Origin of the sequence: Kitasatospora sp. NPDC048407 (assembly GCF_043200475.1) — a bacterium.
Lineage (GTDB): Bacteria > Actinomycetota > Actinomycetes > Streptomycetales > Streptomycetaceae > Kitasatospora.
In genome coordinates this window covers 258,160-283,808 of sequence record NZ_JBICXW010000004.1, presented here as the reverse complement: position 1 = coordinate 283,808, position 25,649 = coordinate 258,160, and the positions used below count along the sequence as shown (strand labels likewise).

Here is a 25,649-nt window from a genome sequence, read left to right as displayed (position 1 = left end):
CAGGAAGACTTGCGCGAGCGGTCCGCCTGCGTTCGCCCTACTCCGCCCCGTAAAACAGCCGCTCGACGGCGTGTCGCGCCCGCCGCGTGACCCGACGGTAGTCGTCCAGCAGCTCGCCGGAGTGCCCGACCCCGTAGCCAAGGTAGCGCGCGACGCCCGCCAGTTCCCTCGCGTCGCCCGGGAAGCTGTCCCCGGCCCGGCCCCGGACCAGCATCACGGCGGCCCGTACCCGCGAGGCCAGGACCCACGCGGCGTCCAGCACCTCCGCGTCCTCCCGCTCCACCAGGCCGGCCGCCGTCGCGGCCGAGAGCGCGGCTCGGGTCCGGGTGGTGCGCAGGTCCGGGATCTCGTGGCCGTGCCGGAGTTGGAGAAGCTGGACCGTCCACTCCACATCCGCCAGCCCGCCGCGGCCGATCTTCGTGTGGGTGGTGGGGTCGGCGCCGCGGGGCAGTCGTTCGGCCTCGATCCGGGCCTTGATGCGGCGGATCTCCGTCAGGTCGCGTTCGGAGACGCCCCCGCCGGGGTAGCGCAGCGGGTCGATGAGATCCCGAAAGCGTGCGCCGAGTTCGAGGTCGCCGGCCATCGGTTCGGCCCGTAGCAGCGCCTGGCTCTCCCAGGCGTGCGACCAGCGCGCGTAGTAGCCGGCGTAGGAGGCGAGGGTCCGCACCAGCGGGCCGTTGCGGCCCTCGGGGCGGAGGTCCGCGTCGACCTCCAGTGGGGGTTCGACCGAGGGCGCGGCGAGCAGGGTCCGCATCTCGCCGATGACGGCTTTCGCCGCGCCCGCCGCGTCGTCGTCCAGGACGCCCAGTCGCGGCTCGTGGACGAACAGCACGTCCGCGTCGGAGCCGTAGCCGAGTTCGTGGCCGCCGAACCGGCCCATGCCGATGACCGCGATCCGGGTGGGCAGTTCGCCGTTGCGGGCCTCCCAGCCGGCGGTCGCGGCGCGCAGCGCGCCCTGCAGGGTGGCGGCGTTGATCGAGGTGAGGGCTTCGCCGGCGGCGTCCAGCGCCTGTGCGGGGTCGTCGTCGAGTCGTCCGAGCAGGTCGGCGGCGGCGGTGCGGAACAGTTCGCGGCGGCGTACCGACCGTGCTGCCGCCACCCCGGCCGAGGGGCTGTCGGCGCGGCCGACGGCGGCGAGGATCTCGGACTCGAGTGCGGCCCGGCCGCGCGGCGCCAACCCGCTGGAGTCCCCGAGCATCGCGACCGCCTCGGGTGCCCGCAGCAGCAGGTCGGGGGCGAATCGCCCGGCCGACAGCACCCGGGCCAGCTGTTCGGCGGCCGCGCCCTCGTCGCGCAGCAGCCGCAGGTACCAGGGGGTGCCGCCGAGCGCGTCGGAGACCTGCCGGAAGTTGAGCAGGCCGGCGTCCGGGTCGGCGGAGTCGGCGAACCAGCCGAGCAGGACCGGCAGCAGGGTGCGCTGGATGGCTGCCTTGCGGCTGACGCCGGAGGCGAGTGCGGAGATGTGCCGCAGCGCGGCGGCCGGGTCGGCGTAGCCGAGTGCGGCGAGGCGCTGCCGGGCGGCTTCGGCGGTGAGCCCGGCGGCGCCGGAGCGGGTGACCCGCAGTTCGGCGACGGGCAGTTCGGCGACGGCGTCGAGGAGCGGACGGTAGAACAGCCGCTCGTGCAGCCGCCGCACCTCGACGGCGTGCCGCTTCCACTCCCGTTGCAGGGCGGTGACGGGGTCGTCCCTGGTGTCGCCGTTGATCAGCGGGGCCATGGTGCGGGCCAGTCGGCGCAGGTCGGCCGGGTCGGTGGGCATCAGGTGGGTGCGGCGCAGCCGGTGCAGCTGGATGCGGTGTTCGAGGGTGCGCAGGAAGCGGTACGCGCCGTCCAGCGAGGCGGCGTCGGCGCGGCCGACGTAACCCCCGGAGGAGAGCGCGGAAAGCGCTTCCAGGGTGTTGCCGCTGCGCAGGCCCTCGTCGGTCCGGCCGTGCACGAGTTGCAGCAGCTGGACGGCGAACTCGACGTCCCGCAGCCCGCCCGGGCCGAGTTTCAGCTGCCGTTCCAGCTCGCCCGCCGGAATCGTGTCGACCACCCGGCGGCGCATCTGCTGGACGTCCGCGACGAAGTGCTCGCGGGCGGCGGCCTCCCACACCAGCGGGGCCACCGCCTCGGTGTACGCCCGGCCGAGTTCGGCGTCCCCGGCGACCGGGCGGGCCTTCAGCAGCGCCTGGAACTCCCAGGTCTTGGCCCACCGCCGGTAGTACGCGAGGTGGCTGGCCAGGGTGCGCACCAGTGGACCGTTGCGGCCCTCCGGGCGCAGATTGGCGTCCACCGGCCAGATCACGCCCTCGCCGGTGGTGTCCGAGCACAGCCGCATCAGCCGCGCGGCGAGGCGGGTGGCGGCCTGCATCGCGCGCTGCTCGTCCACGCCGTCCCGCGGCTCGGCCACGAAGATCACGTCCACATCCGAGACATAGTTCAGCTCCCGGCCGCCGCACTTTCCCATCCCGATCACCGCCAGCCGGCACGCGGCGGCCGCCTCCGGATCCTCGGCGGCGGCGATGTCCAGCGCGGTCTGCAACGTGGCACCTGCCAGGTCGGCCAGCTCGGCGGCGGCCTGCGGCAGGTCGGTGGTGCCGGACAGGTCGCGGGCGGCGATCGTCAGCAGGCAGCGCCGGTACGCGGCCCGCAGCGCATCGGCCGCCCCCGCCTCCCCCGGCTGAACGCGACGGGCCAGCTCGCCGAGAAAATCCCCACGCCCCGGGTGGATGTCGCGCAACTCGAACGTGACCAGCGCGTGCCAGTCCCGCGGATGCCGGGCCAGATGATCACCGAGCGCCGTCGACGCCCCCAGCACCCCCAGCAACCGGTCACGCAGCGGCTTCGACGTGGTGAGCGTGTCGCGCAAGGTGTGCCGCTCATGCGGATCCAGCGCCTCCAGCAACCGCGCCAGCCCGAACAGCGCCTGATCCGGATCGGCCGCCGCCCCCAACGCGTCCAACAGCACCGGATCAGCAGCGAGCCCGCTCAACTCCGGCTCGTCCAACAACCGCACCGCCTGGTCGGGGTCGGAGAACCCGCGCCGCACCAGTCGCGTCTCCAGCCGACTGACCCGGCTCCCGGACCGTTCCTCCACCGCTCCGCCTCCCGTTCGTCTCCCGTCTCCGAAGCGTACGTTCCAGGCGGGCCCCCGGACCGTTCGCCGCTCTCGTGGCAGCCCGTCCCCCACGCTGCTCGCCTGATCAAGTCCGGCTCGCGAAAACCTGCTGTTCTACGAGGGCGGCCGCCATGCCCCGTGGCCCGCACCCGCCCGGCGCCGCGAGCAGCTGCGCCGCTGAGCGCACTCAGCCCGGCGCTGCCCGTGCCTCCAGCAGCCGCTGCCGGAGGGCGGCCGCATGCTCGGCGACGGACGGCATGACCCGGACCAGGGTGCCGAGTTCGATGTGCAGTTCGGCGAGCTGCCCGGCGGACGGCGCGGCCTGCAGGAACGCGTCCAGCACATGAGCGGCTTCGGCCGGATCGGACGCGGCGGTGTGGGCGAGCACCAGGTTGCTCAGGGTCGCGACAGTGCCGCCCGGTCGGAGGAGTTCGACGGCACGTGCGAAGCAGGCATCCCCCTCGGACCGGCCGAGCGCGTGCAGGACCACCCCCTTCTCGTAGTGGACCCAGCCCTTCTCCGGCTCCTCCTCGATCGCCCGGTCGAGGTCCGCCAACGCCTCCGCGTATCTGCCCAGCAGGCGGTACGTCAGCCCTCGCGACGCCACCAGCCAGGCCGCCGGACTGGCCTCGACGGCCCGGTCGCAGTCGGCCAACGCTTCGTCGTACCGGCCGAGGAGCCGGTACACGACGCCCCGGAACACACCGTGGGCCGGATCGAGTCGCACCGCGCGGTCGTACGCCGTCAGGGCCTCGGCGAATCTGCCCGCCATCCGGTGGGCGAAGCCCTGCGAACCGGCGAGCAACGCATGGTCGGGATTGAGTTCGAGCGCCCGGTCGTAGTCCGCCAACGCCTCGTCGTACCTGCCCATCGCCAGGTGGGCGTTGCCCCGCTGCTCGACCACCCAGCCGCTTCCTGGGGCGAGTTCCATGGCCCGGGCGAAGTCGGCCAGCGCTTCCGTGTGTTGTCCCATCGCCACGTACTGGTGGCCACGCGCCGCCAGAGTCCTGGGCTCGTCGGGTTCGAGGGCGAGCGCCCGGTCGAGGTCGGCCAGCGCCTCCGGGTGGTCTCCCATCGCCTGGTGGAGGCTGCCGCGGGCGACGAACAGCGCCGCCTCCTCGGGCATCAGCCGAATGGCCCGGTCGAGACCGTCCAGCGCGTCCTGATGACGCCCCAGGTCCCGGTACATCCACGTACGTGCCAGCACCGTCCACTGGGAGTGCGGGGCGAGTTCCACTGCCCGGTCGTACGAGGTCAACGCCTCCTCGGGCCGCCCAAGCTCCCGGCAGGTGTCGCCGCGCGCGGTGAGGGCCATCACGTCCCCGGGATCGAGCTCGACGGCCCGCTCGTAGTCCGCCAACGCCTCCTCGAACCGGCCCAGCTCCTGGTAGGTCCCACCCCGTTCGTGGAAGGCCCACACGTACTCGCCGTCGATCTCGATCGCCCGGGCGAAGTCGGCCAGCGCCTCCTCCAACCGCCCCAGCTCCCGGTAGGTCAGACCTCGGTGGACAAGGGCCAGCACATTGTCCGGATCGAGCTCGACCGCCCGGTCGAGATCCCTCAGTGACTCCTGGTGACGCCCCAGGTCCCGGTTGGCGTGGCTCCTGAAGCTGAGGGCCAGGACGTACTCCGGGTCGAGCTCGATCGCCCGGTCGAGGTCGGCCAGCGCCACCTCGGGCCGCCCCGACTGCCGGTGGATCTCGCCCCGGACGGTGAGGGAGAAGAGGTCCTCGGGATCGACCTCGATCGCTCGACCGAAACTGGCCAGCGCCTCCTCGGTTCGCCCTCTCCTCCAGTAGGTCCGCCCCTGGCCGATGAGAGCCCGGCGGTCGTCCGGATCGAGCTCGACGGCCCGGTCGTAGTCCGCCAGCGCCTCCTCGTGCCGTCCCAACTCCTGGTGGGTGTCGCCGCGACGCCCGAGGGCCCAGCCGTGGCCGGGGTCGAGCTCGACGGCCCGGTCGAAGTCGGCCAGCGCCTCCTCGTACTGTCCCGTCAGACGCCGGGCCTCCCCCCGGGTGGCGAAGGCCACGGCGTAGTCGGGATCCAGCTCGACGGCCCGGTCGAGATCGGCCAGCGCCTCCTCGTACCGCTCCGCCGTGATCAGGGCGCGCCCGCGACTGTGCAGCGCCTCCGGCCGGTCGGGGTCGAGCGTCACCGACCGGTCGAAGTCCGCCAGCGCGAGGTCGTGCCGGCCCTGCCCGTGGTGTCCGATGCCGCGCCGCCGGTACGCCACGGCCCGACCCGGGCGGTCGAGGACCCTGCCCGACAGCAGCAGCGTCGTCGCGGCGATCCCCGGCTCCGGTTCGGCCATCGCCGCCACCAGCCGATCACCCCACTCCTGGAGCTCCCCCGTGCCCGTGTCCCGACCTGCCCGGGCGAGCATCTGCACCCAGCGGAGCAGCGTCGCAGTGCTGTGGCTCCAGGCGTCGAGCAACTCCCGCAGCGCGAGCGGCAGCGCCCGGTCGGGGTCGGCGCACAGCCGGTGGTACGTCTCCTGGAGGCGGTACCCGCACCAGCGTTCGTCCCGCCAGCGGCCTCCCGTCTCCTCTGCGTCGCAGGCGAGTTGAGCCCGCCACTCGCCGAACGTCGTCGCCAGCCGCTCGTGCTGCCGCCGCCACCGCACCGGCGACTGCTGCCGCTGAAGCCGCAGCATCGCCGTCCGCACCACCTCGTGGTAGTGACACCGCCCCGACCGATCAATCACGAACGGCATCGACCGCAGCCACCCGAACAGCTCCCGAGCCTCCTCGTCCTCAACGGCCGCCCGGTACACGTCCTCGTCCAACTCCTGCGGCAGCGCACAGGCCAACGCGGCCGCTCTCCGCTCAGGCTGGGTCTCCCACTTCAGGAAGCGTTCGACCGCTGTGCCGACCGGGTCGCCGACCTCGGCCGCCGCACTCGGCTGCGACTCGGCGAGAGTGGAGACCAGCAGCGGCAGCCGACCGGACAGCCGCAGCACCACCTCGATCACGTGCTCGTCCGTGACGCCCTTGGCGGCCAGCAGCTGGCGCGCCTCGGTCTCGGTGAACACGTCCAGCGGCAGATCCGCGACCAGGTCCAGCCAGTCCCCCCAGCACTGCGCGTCCAGCCGCCCCTGTCCGGCCAGCACCACCAGCACGTTCGCAGGCAACTCGCCGTAGCGGTCGCTGAGCAGCACGTCCCGCAGCCAGGTGTCGAGCATCGGCCCGGTGCGCTCGTAGGTGTCGAAGAACAACACCACCCAGCTGCGCCGCTGCGCGATCTCCGTCAGCTCCTGAAGGAATACCGGCGCCAGCGCCTCGACGGGCGACAGCACCAGCTGCACGTCCTCGTGGCTACGGAACCGCGCGCTGAGCATGCCCTTCAACTGCTCGGCGCCGGCAGCGACTTGATTGGCGTCCAACGCCCCCGTGAATGCTCCGACCCCGGGGATCATCCCCAGCCCGACCAGGCCGACCCTCGACGCGATCACACTTCCCGGAGACGGGGACGCGCTCTCCCCCGCCACCACCAGACCGGCGTCCGCCTCATGCCGCCGCTGCTGATACGTATTCAGTAGCCGCTCCAGCGACTTCATCGGCGCACCCTGCTGCCCGAACTGCCCGGCGAGCGCCTTCATCGCCTCGACGGGATCGGCCACCGCCTCGTCCACGTACCCGGTCGCGGCCTGTGCGTCCCGCGCCGCCGTCTCCATCTGCCGCACCAGCGTGGACTTCCCCACCCCGCCGGGCCCGTGCACATGGAACAGGAACTGCGCCGCGTCCTCCGGCACCTGCCCCAACACCTCGGTGAACGCAGCCAGTTCACTCCGCCGCCCGACGAAGCCGCTCCGCCGCCGACGCCGGATCAACTCCTGCCGCGAAGGCCCCCGCCCGCCACTCACCTCGGCGACCCGCCGTCCCGCTGCTGCATCTCGGCCTGCGACTCGCGGCATTCGTGGAACACGATCGCCTCCTGCTCGACCACCCGCAATTCACGCACCCCGGCCACGCCCGCCCCCAGATCGCTCCCCGGCGCGGCAGCCCAGCAACTGGAACCGCCCGCGACCAACTGTCGACACAACCCGCCACTACCCCGTCGACGGCGGTCAGTCACGGAGGATGTCGGGGTACGGGCAGGCCTCCAACGGCTCACCCGACCGGTCCAGCCACCCCCACCAGACGTGCCGCTGGTCGCACTCCCACACGCCGCGACAGGTCCGCTTCCCGTCGTCCTCGCGCTCGAACAGCACCATGGCGCCGAACGACAGCGGACGATCGCACTCGGGGCAGCTCGGCCGGTTCTCCTCGGATGACATGGCGCGCACCGTATCGCACGGATGGACCGTCGATCGGCCCGCCCGGGCCGTACGAAGGGCCTCGGGCGGGCGGCACCGCGCCACCGGCCCGGGGCCCCATGCCCGCGGCTACAGCACCTGGAGGATCTTCCGCAGCTCGAACGGCGTGACCTCGGAGCGGTACTCTTCCCACTCCTGCCGCTTGTTCCGCAAGAAGAAGTCGAAGACGTGCTCGCCCAGCGTCTCGGCGACGAGTTCGCTGCGCTGCATGAGGTCGATCGCTTCGCCGAGGTTCTGGGGCATGGGCTGGATGCCGAGGGCGCGGCGTTCGCCATCCGTCAGGGCCCAGACGTCGTCGTCGGCGCCGGGGGGGAGCTCGAGGTTGTCCTCGATGCCCTTGAGGCCGGCGGCGAGGGTGACGGCGTAGGCGAGGTAGGGGTTGCAGCCGGTGTCGAGGGAGCGGACCTCGATGCGGGTGGAGCCCTGCTTGCCGGGCTTGTACATGGGGACGCGGATGAGGGCGGAGCGGTTGTTGTGGCCCCAGCAGATGTAGGAGGGGGCTTCGCCGCCCGCGCCGGCGGTGCGCTGGGAGCCGCCCCAGATGCGCTTGTAGGAGTTGACCCACTGGTTGGTGACGGCGGCGGTCTCGGCGGCGTACTTGAGCAGGCCGGCGATGAAGGAGCGGCCGACCTTGGAGAGCTGGTACTCGGCGCCGGATTCGTGGAACGCGTTGCGGTCGCCCTCGAAGAGGGAGACGTGGGTGTGCATGCCGGAGCCGGGGAAGTTGGAGAACGGCTTGGGCATGAAGCTGGCGTGGACGCCCTGTTCGAGCGCGACCTCCTTCATGACCAGGCGGAAGGTCATGATGTTGTCGGCGGTGGAGAGCGCGTCGGCGTAGCGGAGGTCGATCTCCTGCTGGCCGGGGGCGCCCTCGTGGTGGCTGAACTCGACCGAGATGCCCATGGATTCGAGCATGGTGATGGCCTGGCGGCGGAAGTCGTGGCCGATGCCGCGCGGGGTGTGGTCGAAGTAGCCGGACTGGTCGGCGGGGGTGGGCGGGGTGCCGTCGCCGGGGAGGTCCTTGAGGAGGAAGAATTCGATCTCGGGGTGGGTGTAGAAGGTGAACCCCTGGTCGGAGGCCTTCTTCAGGGTGCGCTTGAGGACGTAGCGCGGGTCGGCGTAGGACGGGGAACCGTCGGGCATCCGGATGTCGCAGAACATTCGGGCGGTTCCGGGGTTCTCGGAGCGCCACGGCAGTATCTGGAACGTGGTCGGGTCCGGCTTGGCGATCATGTCGGACTCGTACACCCGGGCGAAGCCCTCGATCGCGGAGCCGTCGAAGCCGATGCCCTCCTCGAAGGCCTGCTCCAGTTCCGCGGGGGCGACCGCCACGGACTTGAGGAAACCGAGGACGTCGGTGAACCACAGCCGGACGAACCGGATGTCACGCTCTTCGAGTGCGCGAAGCACGAACTCCTGCTGCTTGCCCATGGGGACAGTCTCATCTCTGCTCTTTACGCCCGTGTTACGCCTGACACGCCCTGAACCGGACGAACCGGATGCGTCGCACCGAACCGCGCCGCGTCGGACCGCATCGCGCCGTGACCCATCATGGCGGATCCCGGTCCGCTTGCCGACCGCGCGGACCGTGCGGGCAACCCACCCCTCGCGACATAACGTCAGTTAGACGATTACACTCAGGGGCATGCCGAATCTGCGTCTCGCCCTGTGCCAGATCGACCCCTGGGTCGGTGACCTCGCCCGCAACAGCGAGGAGGTGCTGCGCTGGTCGAAGCGGGCCGCCGAGTCCGGCGCGGACCTGATCGCGTTCCCGGAGATGGTGCTCACGGGCTACCCGGTCGAGGACCTGGCGTTCCGCAACTCTTTCGTGGAGGGCTCGCGCGCCGCCCTGGTGGACCTGGCGGCCAAGCTGCAGGCCGAGGGCCTGGGCGACACTCCGGTGCTGGTCGGCTACCTGGGCCGGGGCGAGCCGGGCAGCAAGTACGCGGGCAAGCCGCAGAACTGCGCGGCGGTGCTGCGCGGCGGCGAGGTGGTGACCAGGTTCGCCAAGCACTTCCTGCCGAACTACGGCGTGTTCGACGAGTACCGCTACTTCGTGCCGGGCGACCAGCTGACGGTCCTTCGGCTGCACGGCGTGGACGTCGCGCTGGCGATCTGCGAGGACATCTGGCAGGAGGGCGGCCGGGTCGCCGCGACCGGTCAGGCCGGCGCGGGGCTGCTGCTGTCGATCAACGGTTCGCCGTACGAGCGGGACAAGGACGACGTCCGGCTGGAGCTGGTCAAGCGCCGTGCGGCCGAGGCCGGTTGCCCGCTGGTGTACCTGAACATGGTCGGCGCGCAGGACGAGCTGGTCTTCGACGGCGAGTCGCTGGTGGTCGACGAGAACGGTGAACTGCTGGCCCGCGGACCGCAGTTCGAGGAGGCGCTGCTGGTCATGGACCTCGACCTGCCGGCCGCGTCCGAGCCGGGCCTGCCCGACGGCACGGTGCTCGCCGACGGCCTGCGGCTGACCCGGGTCGACCTGGGCGGCGAGCCGAAGCCCGCGCCCGCCGAGATCAAGTCCCCCCACATCAACCAGCGGCTGGACGACGAGGCCGAGGTGTACGCGGCGCTGGTCGAGGGCACCCGGGCGTACGTCCGCAAGAACGGCATGCGCTCGGTGCTGATCGGCCTGTCCGGCGGCATCGACTCGGCGCTGGTGGCGGCGATCGCGGTGGACGCGATCGGCGCGGAGCACGTGTACGGCGTCTCGATGCCCTCGCGCTACTCCTCGCAGCACTCCCGCGACGACGCCGCCGAGCTGGCCCGCCGCACCGGGCTGCACTTCCGCACCGTCCCGATCGCCCCGATGTTCGACGCCTACATGGGCGCCACCGAGCTGACCGGCCTGGCGGAGGAGAACCTGCAGTCCCGGCTGCGCGGCACCCTGCTGATGGCGATCTCCAACCAGGAGGGGCAGATCGTCCTCGCCCCGGGCAACAAGAGCGAACTCGCGGTCGGCTACTCGACGTTGTACGGCGACTCGGTCGGCGCGTACGGCCCGATCAAGGACGTCTACAAGTCGCTGATCTTCCGGCTGGCCCGCTGGCGCAACGCGCAGGCCGAGGCGCGCGGCGAGGTGCCGCCGATCCCGGAGAACACCATCAGCAAGCCGCCGTCCGCCGAGCTGCGCCCCGACCAGGTGGACACCGACTCGCTGCCGGACTACGACCTGCTGGACGCCGTCCTGGACCGGTACGTCGAGGGCGACCAGGGGCGGGACGCGATCGTCGCCGAGGGCTTCCCGGCCGAGGTGGTGGACCGGGTGGTGCGCCTGGTCGACCTGGCCGAGTACAAGCGCCGGCAGTACCCGCCGGGCCCGAAGGTCTCGCCGAAGAACTTCGGCCGCGACCGCCGGCTGCCCATCACCAACCGCTGGCGACAGGGCTGACAAAGGGCTGACAGGACGGGCGGCAGGGGTTAGGGTGAGCGCCGCGATACGCGCCCGATCATGGACGGCGCGCCGGCCGAAGGAGGTGGGAGAGATCACCGTGCAGGTTGTCGAGGTGCTCCCCCGCCGTCCGGCCGCGGCCTGACCGGACGGGGAGCCCGCAAGGCTTTCCGAGAGGTCTCCGTGTCGTTCCCCCTTTCCCCCGCCCAGCTGACCGACCACGTCACCGACCGGCTGCGTGCGGCCGGCTGTGTCTTCGCCGAGGACGAGGCCCGGCTGCTGCTGTCCGCCGCCGACCGCCCCGACCGGCTCGCCGAGATGCTCGAACTGCGGTGCGCGGGGCACCCGTTGGAGCAGGTGGTGGGCTTCGCCGAGTTCGCCGGGCTGCGCATCGCGCTGACCCCGGGTGTGTTCGTGCCGCGCCGGCGCAGCGAGTTCCTGGTCGAACGGGCCGTCGCACTGGGCGCGCCCGGCACGGTGGTGCTGGACCTGTGCTGCGGCTCCGGCGCGATCGGCGCGGCGCTGGCCGCCCGGCTCGGCGGGGTCGAGCTGCACGCCGCCGACGTCGACCCGGCCGCCGTCGCGTGCGCCCGCCGCAACCTCGCCCCGTACGGCGGCGCGGTGCACCTGGGCGACCTGGACGCCCCGCTGCCCGCCGACCTGCGCGCCCGGGTCGGACTGCTGGTGGCCAACGCCCCGTACGTGCCGACCGGCGAAATACCGCTGCTCCCGCCGGAGGCCCGCGACCACGAGCCGCCGGTGGCACTGGACGGCGGCGCCGACGGCCTGGCAGTGCAGCGCCGGGTGGCGGCCGCCGCGCCGCGCTGGCTGGCTCCCGGCGGCCACCTGCTGATCGAGACCAGCGAACGGCAGGCCCCGGCGACGGCCGCACTGATGTCCCGCCAGGGCCTGACGGTCCGGATCGAGCAGGACGAGGAGCGGGACGCCACCGTGGTGATCGGCAGCAGTCCGGGCGGGCCCTCCTAGTACTTGTACGCGGCGGTCAGCGCCAAGTGGTCGCTCGCGTCCGCCGGCAGGGTGCGGGAGTCGGTGGGGACCAGCCCGCCCTTGCTGAGGATCTGGTCGATCCGGGCCATCGGGAAGGACGCCGGCCAGGAGAAGCCGAAGCCGTCGCCGGCCGCGCCCTGGGCGGAGCGCAGCTGGGAGGTGATGGGGGCGAGGCTGCGGTCGTTCATGGTGCCGTTGAGGTCGCCGAGCAGCAGCACCTTGCCCAGCGGCTCGTGCTCGATGGCGTCGCCGAGGGCCTGCGCGCTGACGTCGCGGCGGCCGGCGGTGAAGCCGCTGTCGAACTTGACCCGCACCGAGGGCAGGTGGGCGACGTACACGGCGAGCGGGCCCTTGGGGGTGGTGACCTGGGCGCGGAAGGCCCGGGTCCAGCCCATTTTGAGGTCGACCACGGTGACGTCGTCGATCGGGTAGCTGGACCACAGGCCGACGGTGCCCTTGACCACGTGGTACGGGTACGCCTGCTCCAGCCCGGCGGCGTAGACGGGCGCGACGGCGCCGGAGATCTCCTGCAGGGCGACGATCTGCGCGCCGGAGCCGTTGAGCATCCGGATGGTGCCCTGTGTGTCGTCGTTGGCGGCGGACACGTTGTGGGTGAGCACGGTGAAGTCGCCGGGTCCGCTGCTCTTGTCGACCAGCAGCGCGCCGAACAGGTTCAGCCACACCGCGGCGGGCAGCAGCGCGGCCACCACGGCGACGCCGGAACGCCGCCACAGGGCGAGTACCAGCAGCACCGGTACCGCCAGGCCCAGCCAGGGCAGGAAGGTCTCCAGCAGGCTGCCGAGGTTGCCGAACCGGTTCGGCAGCTGGGCGTGGGTCACCAGCAGCACCGTGAGCAGTGCGCCGAGCGCGGTGAGCAGCCAGGCGCGCCGCCAGTCGAACCAGCGCCGCAGCCGGCCGCGCCAGGTCGGCGCCTGCTCGTCCGCCACAACCGCCGGGCCGTCCGCCCGCACCATGCCCGCTCCTTGCCGCCGTGTCCGTCGACTCCCTGCCGACCCGCCCGATCTGCTCCGATCCGATTCTCGGCTCAGCCTATGACGGGAGGGACGCGACAATGTGTGCGAGGAGTTCCACGCCCAGGCCGATCTAACGGGCGGCGATGCCCTCCAGGACGGCGTCGATCATCTGGCGGGGCAGGTCGGGGTCCTCCAGCGGTGCGTCGTCCCACAGGACGGTGCGCAGCAGGATCGGTCCGATGAGCATCTCGCAGAGCAGCTCGACGTCCACGTCGGAGCGGAGTTCGCCCGCCTCGACGCCGCGGCGGACGATCTGCCGGATCAGTTCGCGGCGCGGATGGACCACCCGTTCGTGGTACGTCTGCTTGAGTTCGGGCCAGCTGTTCATCTGCCCGAGCGCGGACTTGACGATCCACCGGGAGCGCTTGATCAGGCCGCGCCGGCGCATGTAGTCGACGGCGCTGATCAGGTCGTCGCGGTAGGTGGGGCCGGCCAGCGGGGGCATCGGCTCCTCCAGCCGGGCGACCACGTCCACCAGCAGGGCTTCCTTGTTGGGCCAGCGCCGGTAGATGGTGGCCTTGCCGACGCCCGCCTCGGCGGCGATCCGCTCCATGGACAGCTCGGCCAGGCCGACGCCGTCCTCCATCAGCTTCTCGACGGCGCCGTAGATCGCCTGCTCGGCGGCCTCGCTGCGCGGGCGGCCCCGCCGCGGAGCGTCCTGCTCCGCGGCGGGGCCGTGGCACGGCTTGAGCGGAGTGTCGGCGCTTGTCATGGCCTTATTCTCCACCCTGCCGATCAAACCTTGGCTGGACTCGCGCCGGAGTCCGCCTTGCCCTGCGCGTCGGCCCGGCCGGCCGGGCCGCCGGGGGCGGCGGGGAGCTTGCCGGGCAGCAGCGCCATCGCGAGCACCGCGCCGAGCACGGTGACGCCGGCCGAGACCGCGGAGACCACGTGCATGGCGTGGATGAACGCGTCCTTCGCCGGGTCGACCAGGCCCGGCAGGTGCAGCTTCTCGGCCGTCCCGAGGGTGGACTCGATCGACTCGCCGGCCCGGTCGCGGAGCTGCTCCGGCACGGTGCCGAGGTGGTCCTCCATGCCGTTGCGGTACACGGTGGACAGCAGCGCGCCCAGCACCGCGATGCCCAGCGAGCCGCCGACCTGGCGGAAGGTGTTGTTCAGCGCGGAGCCCGCGCCGGCCTTCTCGCGCGGCAGCGCGCCCATGATGGCGACCGTCACCGGCGGCATCACGTGCGCCATGCCGGTGCCCATCACGAAGCCGAGCACGATCAGCAGCCAGATCGGGCTGGTCGCGGTCAGGAACGCGTAGCCGAGGAAGCCGACGGTGACCAGCAGCATGCCGCCGGCGCAGGTCAGCCGGACGCCGATCCGGTCGACCACCAGCCGGGCCCGGGGCGCGAAGATCAGCTGGGCGACGGCCAGCGGCAGCATCAGCTCACCGGCCTGCAGGGCGCTGTAGCCGCGCACGCTCTGGATGTAGAACACGCCGAAGAACGAGACGCCCATCAGCGCGAAGAACACGATGCCGACCACGCCGATCGACGCGGAGAACACCTTGTTGCGGAACCAGGTGACGTCCAGCGCGGGGTGGCTGGTGTGCTTCTCGAACAGCACGAACGCGGCCAGCGCGACCACACCGATCAGGGTCGGCACCCACGCCTCGGGGGCGGTGAAGTCGGCGAGTTCGCCGCCCTTGATGATGCCGTAGATCAGCGCCACCAGGCCGACCACCGAGAGCAGCACGCCGACCGGGTCGAGCTTGCCCGGGTTGGGGTCCTTGGAGTCCGGGACCAGCCAGCCCATCAGGCCGAGCGCGAGGATCACAATGGGGACGTTCACCAGGAACACCGAGCCCCACCAGAAGTGCTCGATCAGCAGGCCGCCGGTGATCGGGCCGATGGCGATCGCCAGGCCCACCGCGCCGGCCCAGATGCCGATCGCCTTGGGCTGCTCGTGCCGCTCGAAGACGTTCATGATGATGGCCAGCGTCGCCGGCATCACGAACGCGCCGCCGAGGCCCATCACCGCGCGGTAGCCGATGAGTTCGCCCGGGCTGGCGGCGAAGGCGGACAGCAGCGAGCCGAGGCCGAAGACCACCATGCCGGACAGCAGGGTCCACTTCCGGCCGAACCGGTCGCCCAGCAGGCCGGCGGTGAACAGCAGGCCGGCGAAGACCAGCGTGTAGGAGTTGATCGCCCATTCCAGGTCGCTCTGGCTCGCGCCGAGGCCCACCGGGGCGGGGGTGGCGATGGTCTTCATCGCCACGTTGAGGATCGAATTGTCGAGCACGACGACGAGCAGGGCGAGCACCAGGGTGCCCAGGATCCACCAGCGTCGGCGGTGTACGGCTTCCGGCACCCGAGGTGCCGGCGGCGCGGTCGGCGAGGTCATACGAGCAGACTAGCCGCCTATTCGATACGAGACGGTCCCGTATCGTAACGGTCGGGACACCGTACGGCAAAGACCTCCCCAAGAACCCCTCCGAACGGCCGGGGACGGCAGGACTCCCGCCCCTTTGCTGACGGCCCGTGGCATGCAAGCATGGAGCCAGATCCGGGGACGCCGCACGGCGCCACGAGACGACACACACCAGGAGTCTGTTCAATGAACGCCTCTCCGCTTCAGCCTGCCCAGCCGCAGGACGCGCCCGCCACCCTCTACGGCGGGGTCACCAACCGGCGGGTCACCGTCCGGGACCTCGCCAAGGCCAAGCGCAACGGCGAACGGTGGGCCATGCTCACCGCCTACGACGCCCTCACCGCCGGCGTCTTCGACGAAGCCGGCATCCCCGTCCTGCTCGTCGGCGACTCCGCCGGCAACTGCCACCTCGGCTACGAGACCACCGTGCCGGTGACCATGGACCAGATGGTGATGCTCTCCGCCGCCGTCGTCCGCGGCACCCAGCGCGCCCTGATCGTCGCCGACCTGCCCTTCGGCTCCTACCAGGAGTCCCCCGCCCAGGCCATGCACAACGCGGCCCGCCTGATGAAGGAGGCCGGCGTCCACGCCGTCAAGCTCGAAGGCGGCGAACGCAGCGCCCGCACCATCGAACTCCTCGTCGAGGCCGGCATCCCCGTGATGGCCCACATCGGCCTCACCCCGCAGTCCGTGCACGCCTACGGCGGTTACCCCGTCCAGGGCCGCGGCGACGAGGCCGCCCACCAGCTGCTCCGCGACGCGAAGGCCGTCCAGCAGGCCGGCGCGTTCTCCGTCGTCCTCGAAGCCGTCCCCGCCGAACTCGCCGCCGAGGTCACCACCCACTCCGCGATCCCGACCGTCGGCATCGGCGGCGGCCCCGGCACCGACGCCCAGGTCCTCGTCTGGACCGACTTCGCCGGCATGACGGCCGGCCGCGTCCCCAAGTTCGTCAAGCAGTACGCCAACCTGCGCGCGACGCTGGCGCAGGCGGCGAGCGAGTTCGCCTCGGACGTCCGCGAGGGCACCTTCCCGGGCCCGGAGCACAGCTTCCAGTAAGGCGAGCCGGGGAGAGACAACCAGGGAGAGCACAACCAGGGGCGCGGGGAACTGCGCGAGGCGGAAGCCCTCCACCGCAAGATCGCGACGCAGGACAATGACCTGCACTTGATCGCGACCTTGCGGACGGGCTTTGCGCTTGTCGCGCAGTTCCCCGCGCCCCTGTCATCACAACCGTCTGCCTGACAGCGGGCTGACAGCCCCGTGACAGCCGGCCCCGGCACGGTGTTCCCATGATACGAAACACGGGGAACGCCGTGGAGGTCCACGGCATTGTGAAGCACTACGGGGAGACGAAGGCCCTGGACGGGGTCGATCTGACGGTGCGCGAGGGGACGGTGCTGGGGCTGCTCGGGCCGAACGGGGCCGGGAAGACCACGCTGGTGCGGGTGCTGTCGACGTTGATCAAGCCGGATGCGGGCACGGCGTTCGTGGGTGGGTTCGACGTGTTGCGGCAGCCGAAGCAGTTGCGGCGGACGATCGGGCTGACCGGCCAGTACGCGTCGGTGGACGAGCTGCTGTCGGGCTACGAGAACCTGTACCTGATCGGGCGTCTGCTGGATCTGTCAGCCAAGGACGCCAAGGCCCGGGCGGCCGAGCTGCTGGAGCGGTTCTCGCTCACGGAGGCCGCCAAGCGCCCGGCGAAGGGCTATTCGGGTGGGATGCGGCGCCGCCTCGACCTCGCGGCGTCGATGATCGGCCGCCCGAAGGTGCTGTACCTGGACGAGCCCACCACCGGCCTGGATCCGCGGACCCGCAACGAGGTGTGGGACGAGGTGCGGCGGATGGTCGGTGAGGGGTCGACGGTGCTGTTGACCACCCAGTACATGGAGGAGGCGGAGCAGCTCGCCGACGCGCTGACCGTGATCGACAAGGGCCGGGTGATCGCCAGTGGCGGCGTCCAGGAGCTGAAGACCCAGGTCGGCGGTCAGAGCCTGCAGGTGCGCCCGCTGCGGCCGGCGGAGCTGCCGGAGATGGCCCGTGTTCTGCGGGATGCCGGGATCCCGGCGACCTTCGCCGAAGACTCCGGCCTGCTCGCGGTGCACCTCATCGACGAGGGCCAACTGACCACAGTGATAGGCGTGTTGGGCACCCGAGGGTTCGGGATCGCCGGTATCGACACCAAGCTGCCGAGCCTGGACGAGGTCTTCCTGTCCATCACCGGCAAGCCGTCCGTCCCCGCCCCGGCCCGTGACAAGGAGCCCGTCGCATGAGCACCGCCACCCTGAGCCCCGCCCCGGCCGCCGCGTCCGTGCGGTCCGCCGACGACACTCGGATCGGCCTGCGCTCGAACCTGCGCCACCTGGGTGCGCTGACCCGCCGGAACCTGATGCGGATCAAGGCCGACCCGGAGTCCATGCTGGACGCCCTGCTGGTACCGGTCATCATGATCCTGCTGTTCGTCTACGTGTTCGGCGGCGCGATGGCCTCCAACCAGCACGAGTACATGCAGTACATGGTGCCCGGCCTGCTCGGCACCACCGGCCTGAACCTGGCGATGGCGCTGGGCACCGGCCTGAACACCGACTTCCAGACCGGTGTGATGGACCGTTTCCGCACCCTGCCGATCGGGCGTTCGGCGGTGCTGCTGTCGAAGATGATCGCGGAGACGCTGCGGGCGGTCGTCGCGTTCGTGGTGCTGATCGGTTTCGCGCTGATCCTCGGTCTGGAGGTCAAGGGCGGCCCGCTGGCGCTGCTGGCCGCAGTCGGTCTGTCGCTGGTGTTCGGCGCCTCGCTGATGTGGGTGTCGATGCTGCTGGGCATGGCGATGCGCAGTGCCCAGGCGGTGCAGGGCATGGCGATGCTGGTGATGATGCCGCTGCAGTTCGGCAGCTCGATCTTCGCCAATCCCAGCACCATGCCGGGCTGGTTGCAGGCGTTCACCAAGCACAATCCGCTGTCGGCGCTGGCGGACGCCTGCCGGGCGCTGATCAACGGCGGCGCGGTCGGCAACTCGGTGGTGACGGTGCTGATCTGGTCGGCGGCGATCACCGCGCTGACGGCGCCGCTGGCGGTGGCCCGCTTCCGCAAGCGCACCTGAACGCCGGGCCGGGGAGGTCGGTCTCAGAACTCCCCGGGATCGTTCAGCAGGGCGGACGCCTCGTGCAGGTCGAGGCGCCCGCCCTGCTCGTGTGCCGTCGAGTACGCCGATTCGCCGAGCAGTTCGCGCAGGACCGCCTCGCAGCGGGCACGTTCGGCGCGCTCCATGAAGGAGCCGGAGGCGCCGCTGAGGCCCTCGTGCGCGCCGACCAGTTCGGCGCCGCGCCGGGCGGCGGCCGGGTTTCCCTCCTGCTGGGCCAGTTCGGCGAGGACGGCGGCCAGCGGGATCATCAGCATCATCGCCATGTGCTCGACGAAGACGGTGGCCCGGCCCTCCACCTCGGCCATCGCGCGGCGGCCCTCGCGCATCAGGGCCAGTCCGGTCCGCGGGTCGCCGGAGCGGGCGGTCACCCAGCCCCGGATGCAGGTGATGATGCCGAGGAACACCCAGGGGAGCGGGCCGCGGGTGGGTACTTCGTCGGACAGTTCGTCGAGCACCGCCAGCGCCCCGGCGTACTCGCCGCGCTGCACGCACAGGTTGCACAGCACCAGGCGGCCGTAGAGCCGCGCGCCCTCGGCGTCCCGGCTGTCCACGGCGGCCTCGGCGACGGCCTCGCGGACCATCCGCTCGCCGGCCGCCGGGTCCGATTCGGCGATCACCTCGCCGAGCCGGGCGCGCAGCAGCGGCACCTCCTGGCGGGCGCCGAGCCGGACGGCCAGCTCGATCGCCTCGCGGAAGGCCCGTTCGGCGAGCGCGCGGTCGCCGGACTTGGTGGCGTTCTCCGCCTTCGCGGCCAGCGCGTCGGAGCTGCCCCACAGGTCGCCCTGCGCGGTGTACAGGGCGAGCGCCTCCTCACTGTCGGCGATCGCCTGCTCCAGTCCCCCGGCCAGGTCGTTGAGCAGCCGGGCGCGCATTTGCAGGGCGAACGCCAGGTCGCCGGGGGCGCCGTGGCGGCGGGCGCCGGCCACCGCGTCGTCCAGCACCGCCCGGGTGCGGTCCATCTCGCCGGTGAGGAAGACCGCGAACACCCGGCTGAGCACCGGGGCCTGGTAGGACTGCGGCAGGTCGGGGGTGTAGACCTCCAGCACCCGGTGGGCGGTTTTCAGCGCGGCGGCGTCGTCGAGCATCCCGAGGTCGCCGGAGAACATGCTGATCAGCCGGTGCAGCCCGAGGTGGCGGCGGGCCTCCTGGAGGACCTCGGGCGGCAGTGGCGGCGGCTGGTCGAGCGGGCCGGCGGTGAGCGGGACGGGCATCGGGGCGTCGTCGGCGAACGGCTCGGGGCCGAGCGCGGCGGCTGCTTGGTACCAACCGCGGGCCTCGGTGCGGTAGTCGCGCAGCGACCAGTAGCCGGCCATCGACAGCGCCAGTACCAGGGCCTCCTGTTCCTGCTCGGCGTCGACGGCGCGGCGCAGCGCGGCCCGGACGTTCTCCTGTTCGCGGTCCAGCCGGGCGAGTTCGTCGAGCTGGTCGTGGCCGCGCAGGCGGAGGGCGGCGGTCCGGGCGACTTCCCGGTAGTGCCTGGTGTGGCGGTGGGCGACCTCGGGTTCGGCGGCCTCGGCGAGGCGTTCGGCCGCGTACTCGTGGATGGTCTCCAGCATCCAGTAGCGCGGCTGTTCGCCGAGCCCGGCCACCAGCAGGGACTTGTCGACCAGCGACAGCAGCAGGTCGGCGACCTCCACCCGGGGCACTTCGGCGTCCGCGAGCACGGCCTCGGCGGCCTCCAGGGTGCAGCCGCCGGCGAACACCGACAGCCGTCGCAGCACGGCGCGTTCGCGCGGGCCGAGCAGGTCCCAGGACCAGTCGACGACGGCGCGCAGGGTCTGCTGGCGGGGCAGCAAGGTGCGGGAGCCGGCGGTGAGCAGCGCGAACCTGGAGTCCAGCCGGTCGGCGAGCTGCCGGGGGGTGAGTCCGCGCAGCCGGGCGGCGGCGAGTTCGATGGCCAGCGGCAGGCCGTCCAGGCGGCGGCAGAGTTCGGCGCAGGCCTCCGGGTCCTGGTCGGTGCGGAAGCCGGGGCGGGCGGCGGCGCCGCGGTCGGCGAGCAGCCGCAGCGCGGACGGGTCGGGCAGCGGTTCGACGGGCAGCACGGTCTCGCCGGGGACGCCGAGCGGTTCGCGGCTGGTGGCGAGGACGGTGATGCCCGGGCAGTCGGCGAGCAGCCGGTCGGCGAGGTCGGCGGCGGCCTGGACGACGTGTTCGCAGTTGTCGAGCAGCAGCAGCAGGCGCCGGCGGCCGAGGTGGTCGACGACCCGGCTCACCGGGTCCTTGCGGCCGCCCTCGATCACCTCGGCGACGGTGCCGCCGGTGTGCAGCACGGTCTCGCGCAGGCCGAGCGCGGCGGCGACGGCGGCGGGGACGGCGGCGGGGTCGTCCAGCGGGGCGAGTTCGACCTGCCAGACGCCGCCGGGCCAGTTGGCGGCGCCCTGTTCGCGGCGGCCGGCCTCGACGGACAGCCGGGTCTTGCCGGAGCCGCCGGGGCCGGTCAGCGTGGTCAGCCGGCCGGCGGTCAACGCGCCTGCCACGGTGGCGAGTTCGCCCTCGCGGCCGACGAAGCTGGTGCGGCCGGGGCGCAGGTTGCCGACGGCAGTGGTCGGCGCAGCGGGAGCGGCTTCGGGCGCGGTGGTGAGCAACTCGCGGTGCAGGGCGCGCAGTTCGGGGCCGGGGTCGGTGCCGAGCCGGTCGGCGAGGGTGTGGCGGATCTCCTCGTAGCGGGAGAGCGCCTCGGCGGTGCGGCCGGCCGCGCGCAGGGCGCGCAGCTGGAGGGCCTGGAGCTGCTCGTCCAGCGGGTGGTCCCGGCAGAGTTCGGCGAGTTCGGCGGTGACCTCGGCGGCCCGGCCGAGGGCCAGTTGGGCGGTCAGCCGGTGTCGGCGGGCGTCCTCGCGCTGGGCCTCCAGGCGGGCGGCGGGGGCGGTGCGGTCGGGCAGGTCGGCGAGCGCGGGGCCGCGCCACAGGGCGAGCGCGGCGGTGAGCCGGTCGGCGGCGGCCGCCGGGTCGCCGTCGGCGAGGGCGCGGACGCCGTCGGCGGCCAGCCGCTGGAATTCGGCGACGTCGGTGTGCGGGCCGGTCAGCCAGTAGCCGGCCGGCCCGGAGCCGATCTCGTCCCGGCCGACGGTGCGGCGCAGCCGGCCGACCAGCGTCTGCAGTGCGGCGGCGGCGTCCTGCGGCGATTCCTCCGCCCACACCTCGTCGGCGAGCAACTCGGCCGGGACGGGCCGGCCTTGGCGCAGCGCGAGCGCGGCGAGCAGGGCGCGCAGCCGGGCGCCGCCGAGCGCGATCGCCGTGCCGTCGTCGTGGTGGGCGGTGGTGGTGCCGAGGATGCCGTAATGCACCCGCCCATTCTGCGGGACGCGTCCGGCGCCCCGGGCGCACACCCGTACGGAACGCTGGGCTGCCGCCGTCCGTTCATCCATGGCCGCTTGTCGGGTGCGCCCGGCGCCCGGCATCATCGGACGTCCGCCCGACCCCCATGTTCCGGAGCCTTCTCGTCATGACCTACGCCAGCACCGGCCAGCGCAGCGCGGAGAGCCGGGTCAGCCCGATCTTCCTGGCGCTGGCCGGCACCTTCGTCGCCTCCGGCTTCGCGCTGGCCACCGGCTGGGGCAACGACCGGTTCGGAATCTTCCTGTTCGTGGTGGCGGGCTGGATGGTGTCGCTCTGCCTGCACGAGTACGCGCACGCGCGCACGGCGCTGGCGGGCGGTGACATCACGGTCGGCACCAAGGGCTACCTGACGCTGAACCCGCTGAAATACGGGCACGTGGTGCTGAGTTTCGTGCTGCCGGTGATCTTCGTGATCATGGGCGGCATCGGTCTGCCAGGCGGCGCGGTCTACATCGAGCGGGACCGGATCTCCGGCCGCCTCAAGCACAGCCTGATCTCGGCGGCCGGCCCGCTGGTGAACGTGGTGTTCGGCGTGGTGACGCTGGTAGTGGTCAGCCAGGGCTGGTTCGACAACCCGGACGTGCCGGCCGCCATCGGTGACACGCTGTACAGCGTCTCACCGCTGCCGGCCGCGCTGGCCTTCCTCGGCTACCTCCAGGTCACTGCGGCGATCCTCAACCTGCTGCCGGTGCCCGGCCTGGACGGCTACGGCATCATCGAGCCCTGGCTGTCATACAAGACCCGGCGGGCGATCGCCCCCTACGCGCCCTACGGCATGATGCTGCTGTTCCTGCTGGTGTGGCAGAGCGAGGCCAGGGTGTGGCTGCAGCAGGGGACGGCGTGGGTCTTCGACCTGTTCGGCGTGCGGCACGGGTACGTGAGCCTGGGCTACGACATGTTCACCTTCTGGGTCTAGCTCAGCCCTGTTCGACGGCGGCGCGGCGCTCGGCGCGGTCCTTGCGCAGGTAGTACCAGGCGATGTTGCTGGCCACGCCGGCCATCAGCACCCACACCACGCCGAGCCAGTTGCCCTCGACGAACGAGACCACCGCGGCGGTCACGGCCAGGGCCAGGACGATCGTGGCGTACAGGGCGTTGCGGGGCATGGCGGGACTCCTCGGGCGGGCGGTGTGGCTCCGCCATTCTCGCCGACCGAACAGCCCGCACCGGCCGGGGGTGGCCGGTGCGCGCCGCGGTGTGGGTCACACCGCGGCGCGCGGGGCTCACACGTCGGCTCACACGTCGGTGATCCGCAGGCCCGCGTGCGCCTTGTAGCGGCGGTTGACCGAGATCAGGTTGGCCACCAGCGCCTCCACCTGGTGGGCGTTGCGCAGCCGCCCGGCGAAGATGCCGCGCATGCCGGGGATCCGGCCTGCCAGGGCCTGCACGGTGTCGGTGGCGGCGCGGTCCTCGCCGAGCACCATCACGTCGGTGTCGATCGACTCCACCGTTTCGTCCTGCAGCAGCACCGCCGACAGGTGGTGGAAGGCGGCGGTGACGGTGGAGTCCGGCAGCAGCGCGGCGGCCTGCTGGGCGGCGGAACCCTCGGGGACCTGGAGCGCGTAGGCGCCCTGCTTGTCGAAGCCCAGCGGGTTGACGCAGTCCACCACGATCTTCCCGGCGAGTTCGGCGCGCAGCGAGGTGAGCGTCTCGGCGTGGCCGTCCCACGGCACCGCGACGATCACCACGTCGCTCTCCCGGGCGCACCGCCCGTTGTCGGCGCCGCGGATGCCCAGACCGAGCTGCGAGGCGCAGTCCTCGGCGCGCTCGGCACTGCGGGAGCCGATGATCACCTGCTGACCGGCCTTGGCGAGCCGGTAGGCGAGGCCGCGGCCCTGGTCACCGGTGCCGCCGAGGACTCCCACCACGAGCTCGGAGACGTCCGGCAGCTGTCGGCCCGGTCCGGCCGTCGCGTTCACTGAATCGGGTTGCGTCATGCGGAAGATCCTGCCAAACGGCCTGCCCGGGCAGCATGCTGTCGCGCATGGACGCGGTGAGAGTTTCCGCACTCCGGCAGTCACTGTCCGGCACCGGCTGGCCCGAGCGGGCCGGCGCCTTCGCCTCCGCACTGCGCGGCTCGGTCACCCGGCGCAGCGCCACCGGCCTGCTGCTGGTCGGCACCCCCCACTACGAGCCGTGGCACCTGGCCGCGCACCTGAGTGACGAGGCCGCGTACAGCGGGGTTCCCGAGCTGGTCCCGACCCTGCTGCGGCACACCGTGCCGGCGGGCGCGCCGAACCATCTGGCGTGCGGGCTGCCCCGGCTCGAGGAGGCACGCACCGGCGCAACGGTGCTGCTGATCGCCCCCGCGCCCGCCGACGAGCCCCTGCTGGAGCGCCTCGACGGTGCCCGCCGGGCCGGCGCGGTGCTGCTCGCCCTGGACGGCGGCGATCCCGAGCTGACGGCGCTGGCGCACGAGCGGCTGACGGTGCCGGACGCCGAGCCCGAACCGTTCGAACTGGTCCAGCACCTGGTCAGCTCGGCCACCTCGACGGTGCCGCCGCGCTCGCGGCTGGCCCGGCTGGCGGAGCGGCTGACCGCCTCGCCCGTGCTGCGCTGGTGACGGCCCGACAGAAAACCGGTTGCCCCCTTCCGTCCGCTTACCGCAGCATCTGACCATGTGACGTCTGCTGCCCGTTTCTTCCGCAAGCTCGCCCCGGATCTGACGCCCTGGCGCTCCTCCCGGGATTTCCGGCTGCTCTGGACGTCGGGCTGCATCACCGGCTTCGGCAGCTTCCTCACGTACGTCGCGGTGCCGATCCAGATCAAGCAGCTGACCGACTCGACCCTCGCGGTCGGCCTGGTCGGCGCGTTCGAGCTGGTGCCGCTGGTGGTGTTCGGCCTTTGGGGCGGCGCGCTGGCGGACGCGCTGGACCGCCGCCGCCTGGTGCTGCTCACCGAGGCGGGCCTGGCGCTGCTGGCCGCGCTGATGCTTGCCAACGCACTGCTGCCGCATCCGCTGCTGTGGCCGATCTACCTGGTGGCGGCGCTGACGGCAGCGCTGGACGGCATGCAGCGTCCGGCGCTGGACTCGATGATCCCGCGGGTGGTCGGGCACGATCAGCTGCCCGCCGCGTTCGCCCTCAACTCGCTGTACCGCAACGTCGCTTCGGTGGCCGGCCCGCCGCTGGCGGGCGTGATCGTCACGCTCGCCGGGGCGCGCGTCGCCTACGCGCTGGACTTGACGACCTTCCTGGTCTCGCTGACGCTGATCGTCCGGATGCGCCCGGTGCCGCCCGCCGAGAGCGCCGACCGCCCGTCGCTGCGCAGCATCGGGCAGGGCCTGAGCTATGCCTGGAGCCGCAAGGACCTGCTGGGCACCTACGCGATCGACACGGTGGCGATGCTGTTCGCCTTCCCCGTCGCGGTGTTCCCGTTCCTGGCCGCAGAGTTGGACGCGGAGTGGGCGCTGGGCCTGCTGTACTCGGCGATGGCGGCCGGCGCGCTGGTGGTGTCGGCGACCAGCGGCTGGATGTCGCGCGTCCACCGGCACGGCCGGATGCTGCTGTTCGCGGCGCTCGGCTGGGGCGCGTCGATGGCGCTGGCCGGCCTCGCCGGGAACATCTGGCTGGTGCTGGTGTGCCTGGCGCTGGCGGGCGCCGCCGACGACATCAGCGGAGTGGCCCGGTCGACGATCTGGAACCAGTCCATCCCCGACGAGCTGCGCGGCCGCCTCGCCGGGGTGGAGGTGCTGTCGTACTCGGTCGGCCCGCAGCTGGGCCAGGTCCGGGCCGGCGGCATGGCCGCGATGATCGGGACGCGGGCCTCGATCTGGACCGGCGGCGTGATGTGCGTGCTGGGCGTGCTGGCGCTGACGGCGTCCATCCCCAAGCTGCTGGCCTGGGACTCCCGCACCGACCCGCACGCACTGGCGGTGCGGGCCCAGCACGAGCGGCAGGCGGCGGAAGCGGCGAAGGCGGCGGGCGTCTCCGAGGGCGTGTCCTGAGCCT

Annotated in this window: 18 protein-coding genes; 8 read left to right on the top strand and 10 right to left on the bottom strand. The window is 72.4% G+C overall.

From position 1 onward, the window contains the following. Positions 1–37: 37 nt before the first annotated feature. The 4 genes from ACGFWJ_RS11420 to glnA all read right to left on the bottom strand — a co-directional run bounded on the left by ACGFWJ_RS11420 (position 38) and on the right by glnA (position 8,846). On the bottom strand, positions 38–3,079 hold the full coding sequence (locus tag ACGFWJ_RS11420) for a bifunctional [glutamine synthetase] adenylyltransferase/[glutamine synthetase]-adenylyl-L-tyrosine phosphorylase (protein ID WP_392947786.1): 3,042 nt from the start codon (positions 3,077–3,079) through the stop codon (positions 38–40). Positions 3,080–3,287: 208 nt separating this feature from the next. Next, entirely contained in the window at positions 3,288–6,962 is a 3,675-nt protein-coding gene (locus ACGFWJ_RS11415; protein WP_392947783.1) for a tetratricopeptide repeat protein, read from the bottom strand. A 204-nt stretch (positions 6,963–7,166) separates the two neighbouring features. Continuing rightward, positions 7,167–7,376: a dehydrogenase gene (locus ACGFWJ_RS11410; protein WP_392947780.1), complete on the bottom strand. Its 210-nt coding sequence runs from the start codon at positions 7,374–7,376 to the stop codon at positions 7,167–7,169. Between the two features lie 108 nt (positions 7,377–7,484). Next, entirely contained in the window at positions 7,485–8,846 is a 1,362-nt protein-coding gene (gene glnA / locus ACGFWJ_RS11405) for a type I glutamate--ammonia ligase (RefSeq protein ID WP_392947777.1), read from the bottom strand. Positions 8,847–9,060: 214 nt separating this feature from the next. Here glnA and ACGFWJ_RS11400 point away from each other — a divergent pair, with 214 nt between their 5' ends. Together ACGFWJ_RS11400 and ACGFWJ_RS11395 are read left to right on the top strand one after the other, a co-directional pair. After that, a complete protein-coding gene (locus ACGFWJ_RS11400) occupies positions 9,061–10,806 on the top strand; it encodes an NAD+ synthase (RefSeq protein ID WP_392947774.1) in 1,746 nt (581 codons plus the stop codon). A gap of 183 nt (positions 10,807–10,989) precedes the next feature. Continuing rightward, a complete protein-coding gene (locus ACGFWJ_RS11395) occupies positions 10,990–11,793 on the top strand; it encodes a putative protein N(5)-glutamine methyltransferase (RefSeq protein ID WP_392947771.1) in 804 nt (267 codons plus the stop codon). Here the strand turns inward: ACGFWJ_RS11395 and ACGFWJ_RS11390 are convergent. From ACGFWJ_RS11390 to ACGFWJ_RS11380, 3 genes are all read right to left on the bottom strand, one after another. After that, positions 11,790–12,788 (bottom strand): endonuclease/exonuclease/phosphatase family protein, encoded by a 999-nt coding sequence (locus tag ACGFWJ_RS11390; protein ID WP_392947769.1) that lies wholly within the window; start codon positions 12,786–12,788, stop codon positions 11,790–11,792. The two genes, ACGFWJ_RS11395 and ACGFWJ_RS11390, sit on opposite strands and share 4 nt — an antisense overlap. Positions 12,789–12,918: 130 nt before the next feature. Beyond that, complete coding sequence (locus tag ACGFWJ_RS11385; protein WP_387643428.1) at positions 12,919–13,560, bottom strand: TetR/AcrR family transcriptional regulator; 642 nt, start codon at positions 13,558–13,560, stop codon at positions 12,919–12,921. 23 nt (positions 13,561–13,583) lie between these two features. Further along, complete coding sequence (locus ACGFWJ_RS11380) at positions 13,584–15,197, bottom strand: MFS transporter (protein WP_392947767.1); 1,614 nt, start codon at positions 15,195–15,197, stop codon at positions 13,584–13,586. A gap of 213 nt (positions 15,198–15,410) precedes the next feature. On the opposite strand from ACGFWJ_RS11380, the gene panB reads away from it, so the two are divergent. From panB to ACGFWJ_RS11365, 3 genes are all read left to right on the top strand, one after another. After that, complete coding sequence (gene panB, locus ACGFWJ_RS11375; protein ID WP_387643424.1) at positions 15,411–16,280, top strand: 3-methyl-2-oxobutanoate hydroxymethyltransferase; 870 nt, start codon at positions 15,411–15,413, stop codon at positions 16,278–16,280. Positions 16,281–16,513: 233 nt separating this feature from the next. Continuing rightward, positions 16,514–17,494, top strand: coding sequence for an ATP-binding cassette domain-containing protein (locus ACGFWJ_RS11370; protein ID WP_392947764.1), 981 nt, complete (start codon positions 16,514–16,516; stop codon positions 17,492–17,494). Further along, positions 17,491–18,321 (top strand): ABC transporter permease, encoded by an 831-nt coding sequence (locus ACGFWJ_RS11365; protein ID WP_392947762.1) that lies wholly within the window; start codon positions 17,491–17,493, stop codon positions 18,319–18,321. The genes ACGFWJ_RS11370 and ACGFWJ_RS11365 overlap by 4 nt, the downstream gene beginning before the upstream one ends. 23 nt (positions 18,322–18,344) lie before the next feature. Here the strand turns inward: ACGFWJ_RS11365 and ACGFWJ_RS11360 are convergent, their stop codons facing one another. Then, on the bottom strand, positions 18,345–21,647 hold the full coding sequence (locus ACGFWJ_RS11360) for an ATP-binding protein (protein WP_392947759.1): 3,303 nt from the start codon (positions 21,645–21,647) through the stop codon (positions 18,345–18,347). Between the two features lie 158 nt (positions 21,648–21,805). Between ACGFWJ_RS11360 and ACGFWJ_RS11355 the strand changes: the two genes are divergently transcribed. Continuing rightward, on the top strand, positions 21,806–22,615 hold the full coding sequence (locus tag ACGFWJ_RS11355; RefSeq protein ID WP_392947756.1) for a site-2 protease family protein: 810 nt from the start codon (positions 21,806–21,808) through the stop codon (positions 22,613–22,615). A gap of 1 nt (position 22,616) precedes the next feature. Here the strand turns inward: ACGFWJ_RS11355 and ACGFWJ_RS11350 are convergent, their stop codons facing one another. Together ACGFWJ_RS11350 and npdG are read right to left on the bottom strand one after the other, a co-directional pair. Next, positions 22,617–22,805 carry a hypothetical protein gene (locus tag ACGFWJ_RS11350; protein ID WP_387861285.1) on the bottom strand — a complete coding sequence of 63 codons (189 nt, stop codon included), beginning with the start codon at positions 22,803–22,805 and terminating at the stop codon, positions 22,617–22,619. A 129-nt stretch (positions 22,806–22,934) separates the two neighbouring features. Further along, positions 22,935–23,636, bottom strand: coding sequence for an NADPH-dependent F420 reductase (gene npdG, locus ACGFWJ_RS11345; protein ID WP_392947754.1), 702 nt, complete (start codon positions 23,634–23,636; stop codon positions 22,935–22,937). A gap of 47 nt (positions 23,637–23,683) precedes the next feature. Here npdG and ACGFWJ_RS11340 point away from each other — a divergent pair, with 47 nt between their 5' ends. Beyond that, on the top strand, positions 23,684–24,262 hold the full coding sequence (locus ACGFWJ_RS11340; protein ID WP_392947752.1) for a hypothetical protein: 579 nt from the start codon (positions 23,684–23,686) through the stop codon (positions 24,260–24,262). Between the two features lie 57 nt (positions 24,263–24,319). After that, positions 24,320–25,645 (top strand): MFS transporter, encoded by a 1,326-nt coding sequence (locus ACGFWJ_RS11335; protein WP_392947749.1) that lies wholly within the window; start codon positions 24,320–24,322, stop codon positions 25,643–25,645. The last annotated feature ends 4 nt before the right edge of the window (positions 25,646–25,649 follow it).

What these genes read in the sequence shown, in the direction of transcription:
- ACGFWJ_RS11410 (WP_392947780.1), bottom strand. Translation starts at nt 7,376, where the DNA reads ATGTCATCCGAGGAGAACCGGCCGAGCTGCCCCGAGTGCGATCGTCCG.
- glnA (WP_392947777.1), bottom strand. Translation starts at nt 8,846, where the DNA reads ATGGGCAAGCAGCAGGAGTTCGTGCTTCGCGCACTCGAAGAGCGTGAC.
- ACGFWJ_RS11365 (WP_392947762.1), top strand. Translation starts at nt 17,491, where the DNA reads ATGAGCACCGCCACCCTGAGCCCCGCCCCGGCCGCCGCGTCCGTGCGG.
- panB (WP_387643424.1), top strand. Translation starts at nt 15,411, where the DNA reads ATGAACGCCTCTCCGCTTCAGCCTGCCCAGCCGCAGGACGCGCCCGCC.
- ACGFWJ_RS11340 (WP_392947752.1), top strand. Translation starts at nt 23,684, where the DNA reads ATGGACGCGGTGAGAGTTTCCGCACTCCGGCAGTCACTGTCCGGCACC.
- ACGFWJ_RS11355 (WP_392947756.1), top strand. Translation starts at nt 21,806, where the DNA reads ATGACCTACGCCAGCACCGGCCAGCGCAGCGCGGAGAGCCGGGTCAGC.
- ACGFWJ_RS11380 (WP_392947767.1), bottom strand. Translation starts at nt 15,197, where the DNA reads ATGACCTCGCCGACCGCGCCGCCGGCACCTCGGGTGCCGGAAGCCGTA.
- ACGFWJ_RS11400 (WP_392947774.1), top strand. Translation starts at nt 9,061, where the DNA reads ATGCCGAATCTGCGTCTCGCCCTGTGCCAGATCGACCCCTGGGTCGGT.
- ACGFWJ_RS11350 (WP_387861285.1), bottom strand. Translation starts at nt 22,805, where the DNA reads ATGCCCCGCAACGCCCTGTACGCCACGATCGTCCTGGCCCTGGCCGTG.
- ACGFWJ_RS11385 (WP_387643428.1), bottom strand. Translation starts at nt 13,560, where the DNA reads ATGACAAGCGCCGACACTCCGCTCAAGCCGTGCCACGGCCCCGCCGCG.
- ACGFWJ_RS11390 (WP_392947769.1), bottom strand. Translation starts at nt 12,788, where the DNA reads ATGGTGCGGGCGGACGGCCCGGCGGTTGTGGCGGACGAGCAGGCGCCG.
- npdG (WP_392947754.1), bottom strand. Translation starts at nt 23,636, where the DNA reads ATGACGCAACCCGATTCAGTGAACGCGACGGCCGGACCGGGCCGACAG.
- ACGFWJ_RS11370 (WP_392947764.1), top strand. Translation starts at nt 16,514, where the DNA reads ATGATACGAAACACGGGGAACGCCGTGGAGGTCCACGGCATTGTGAAG.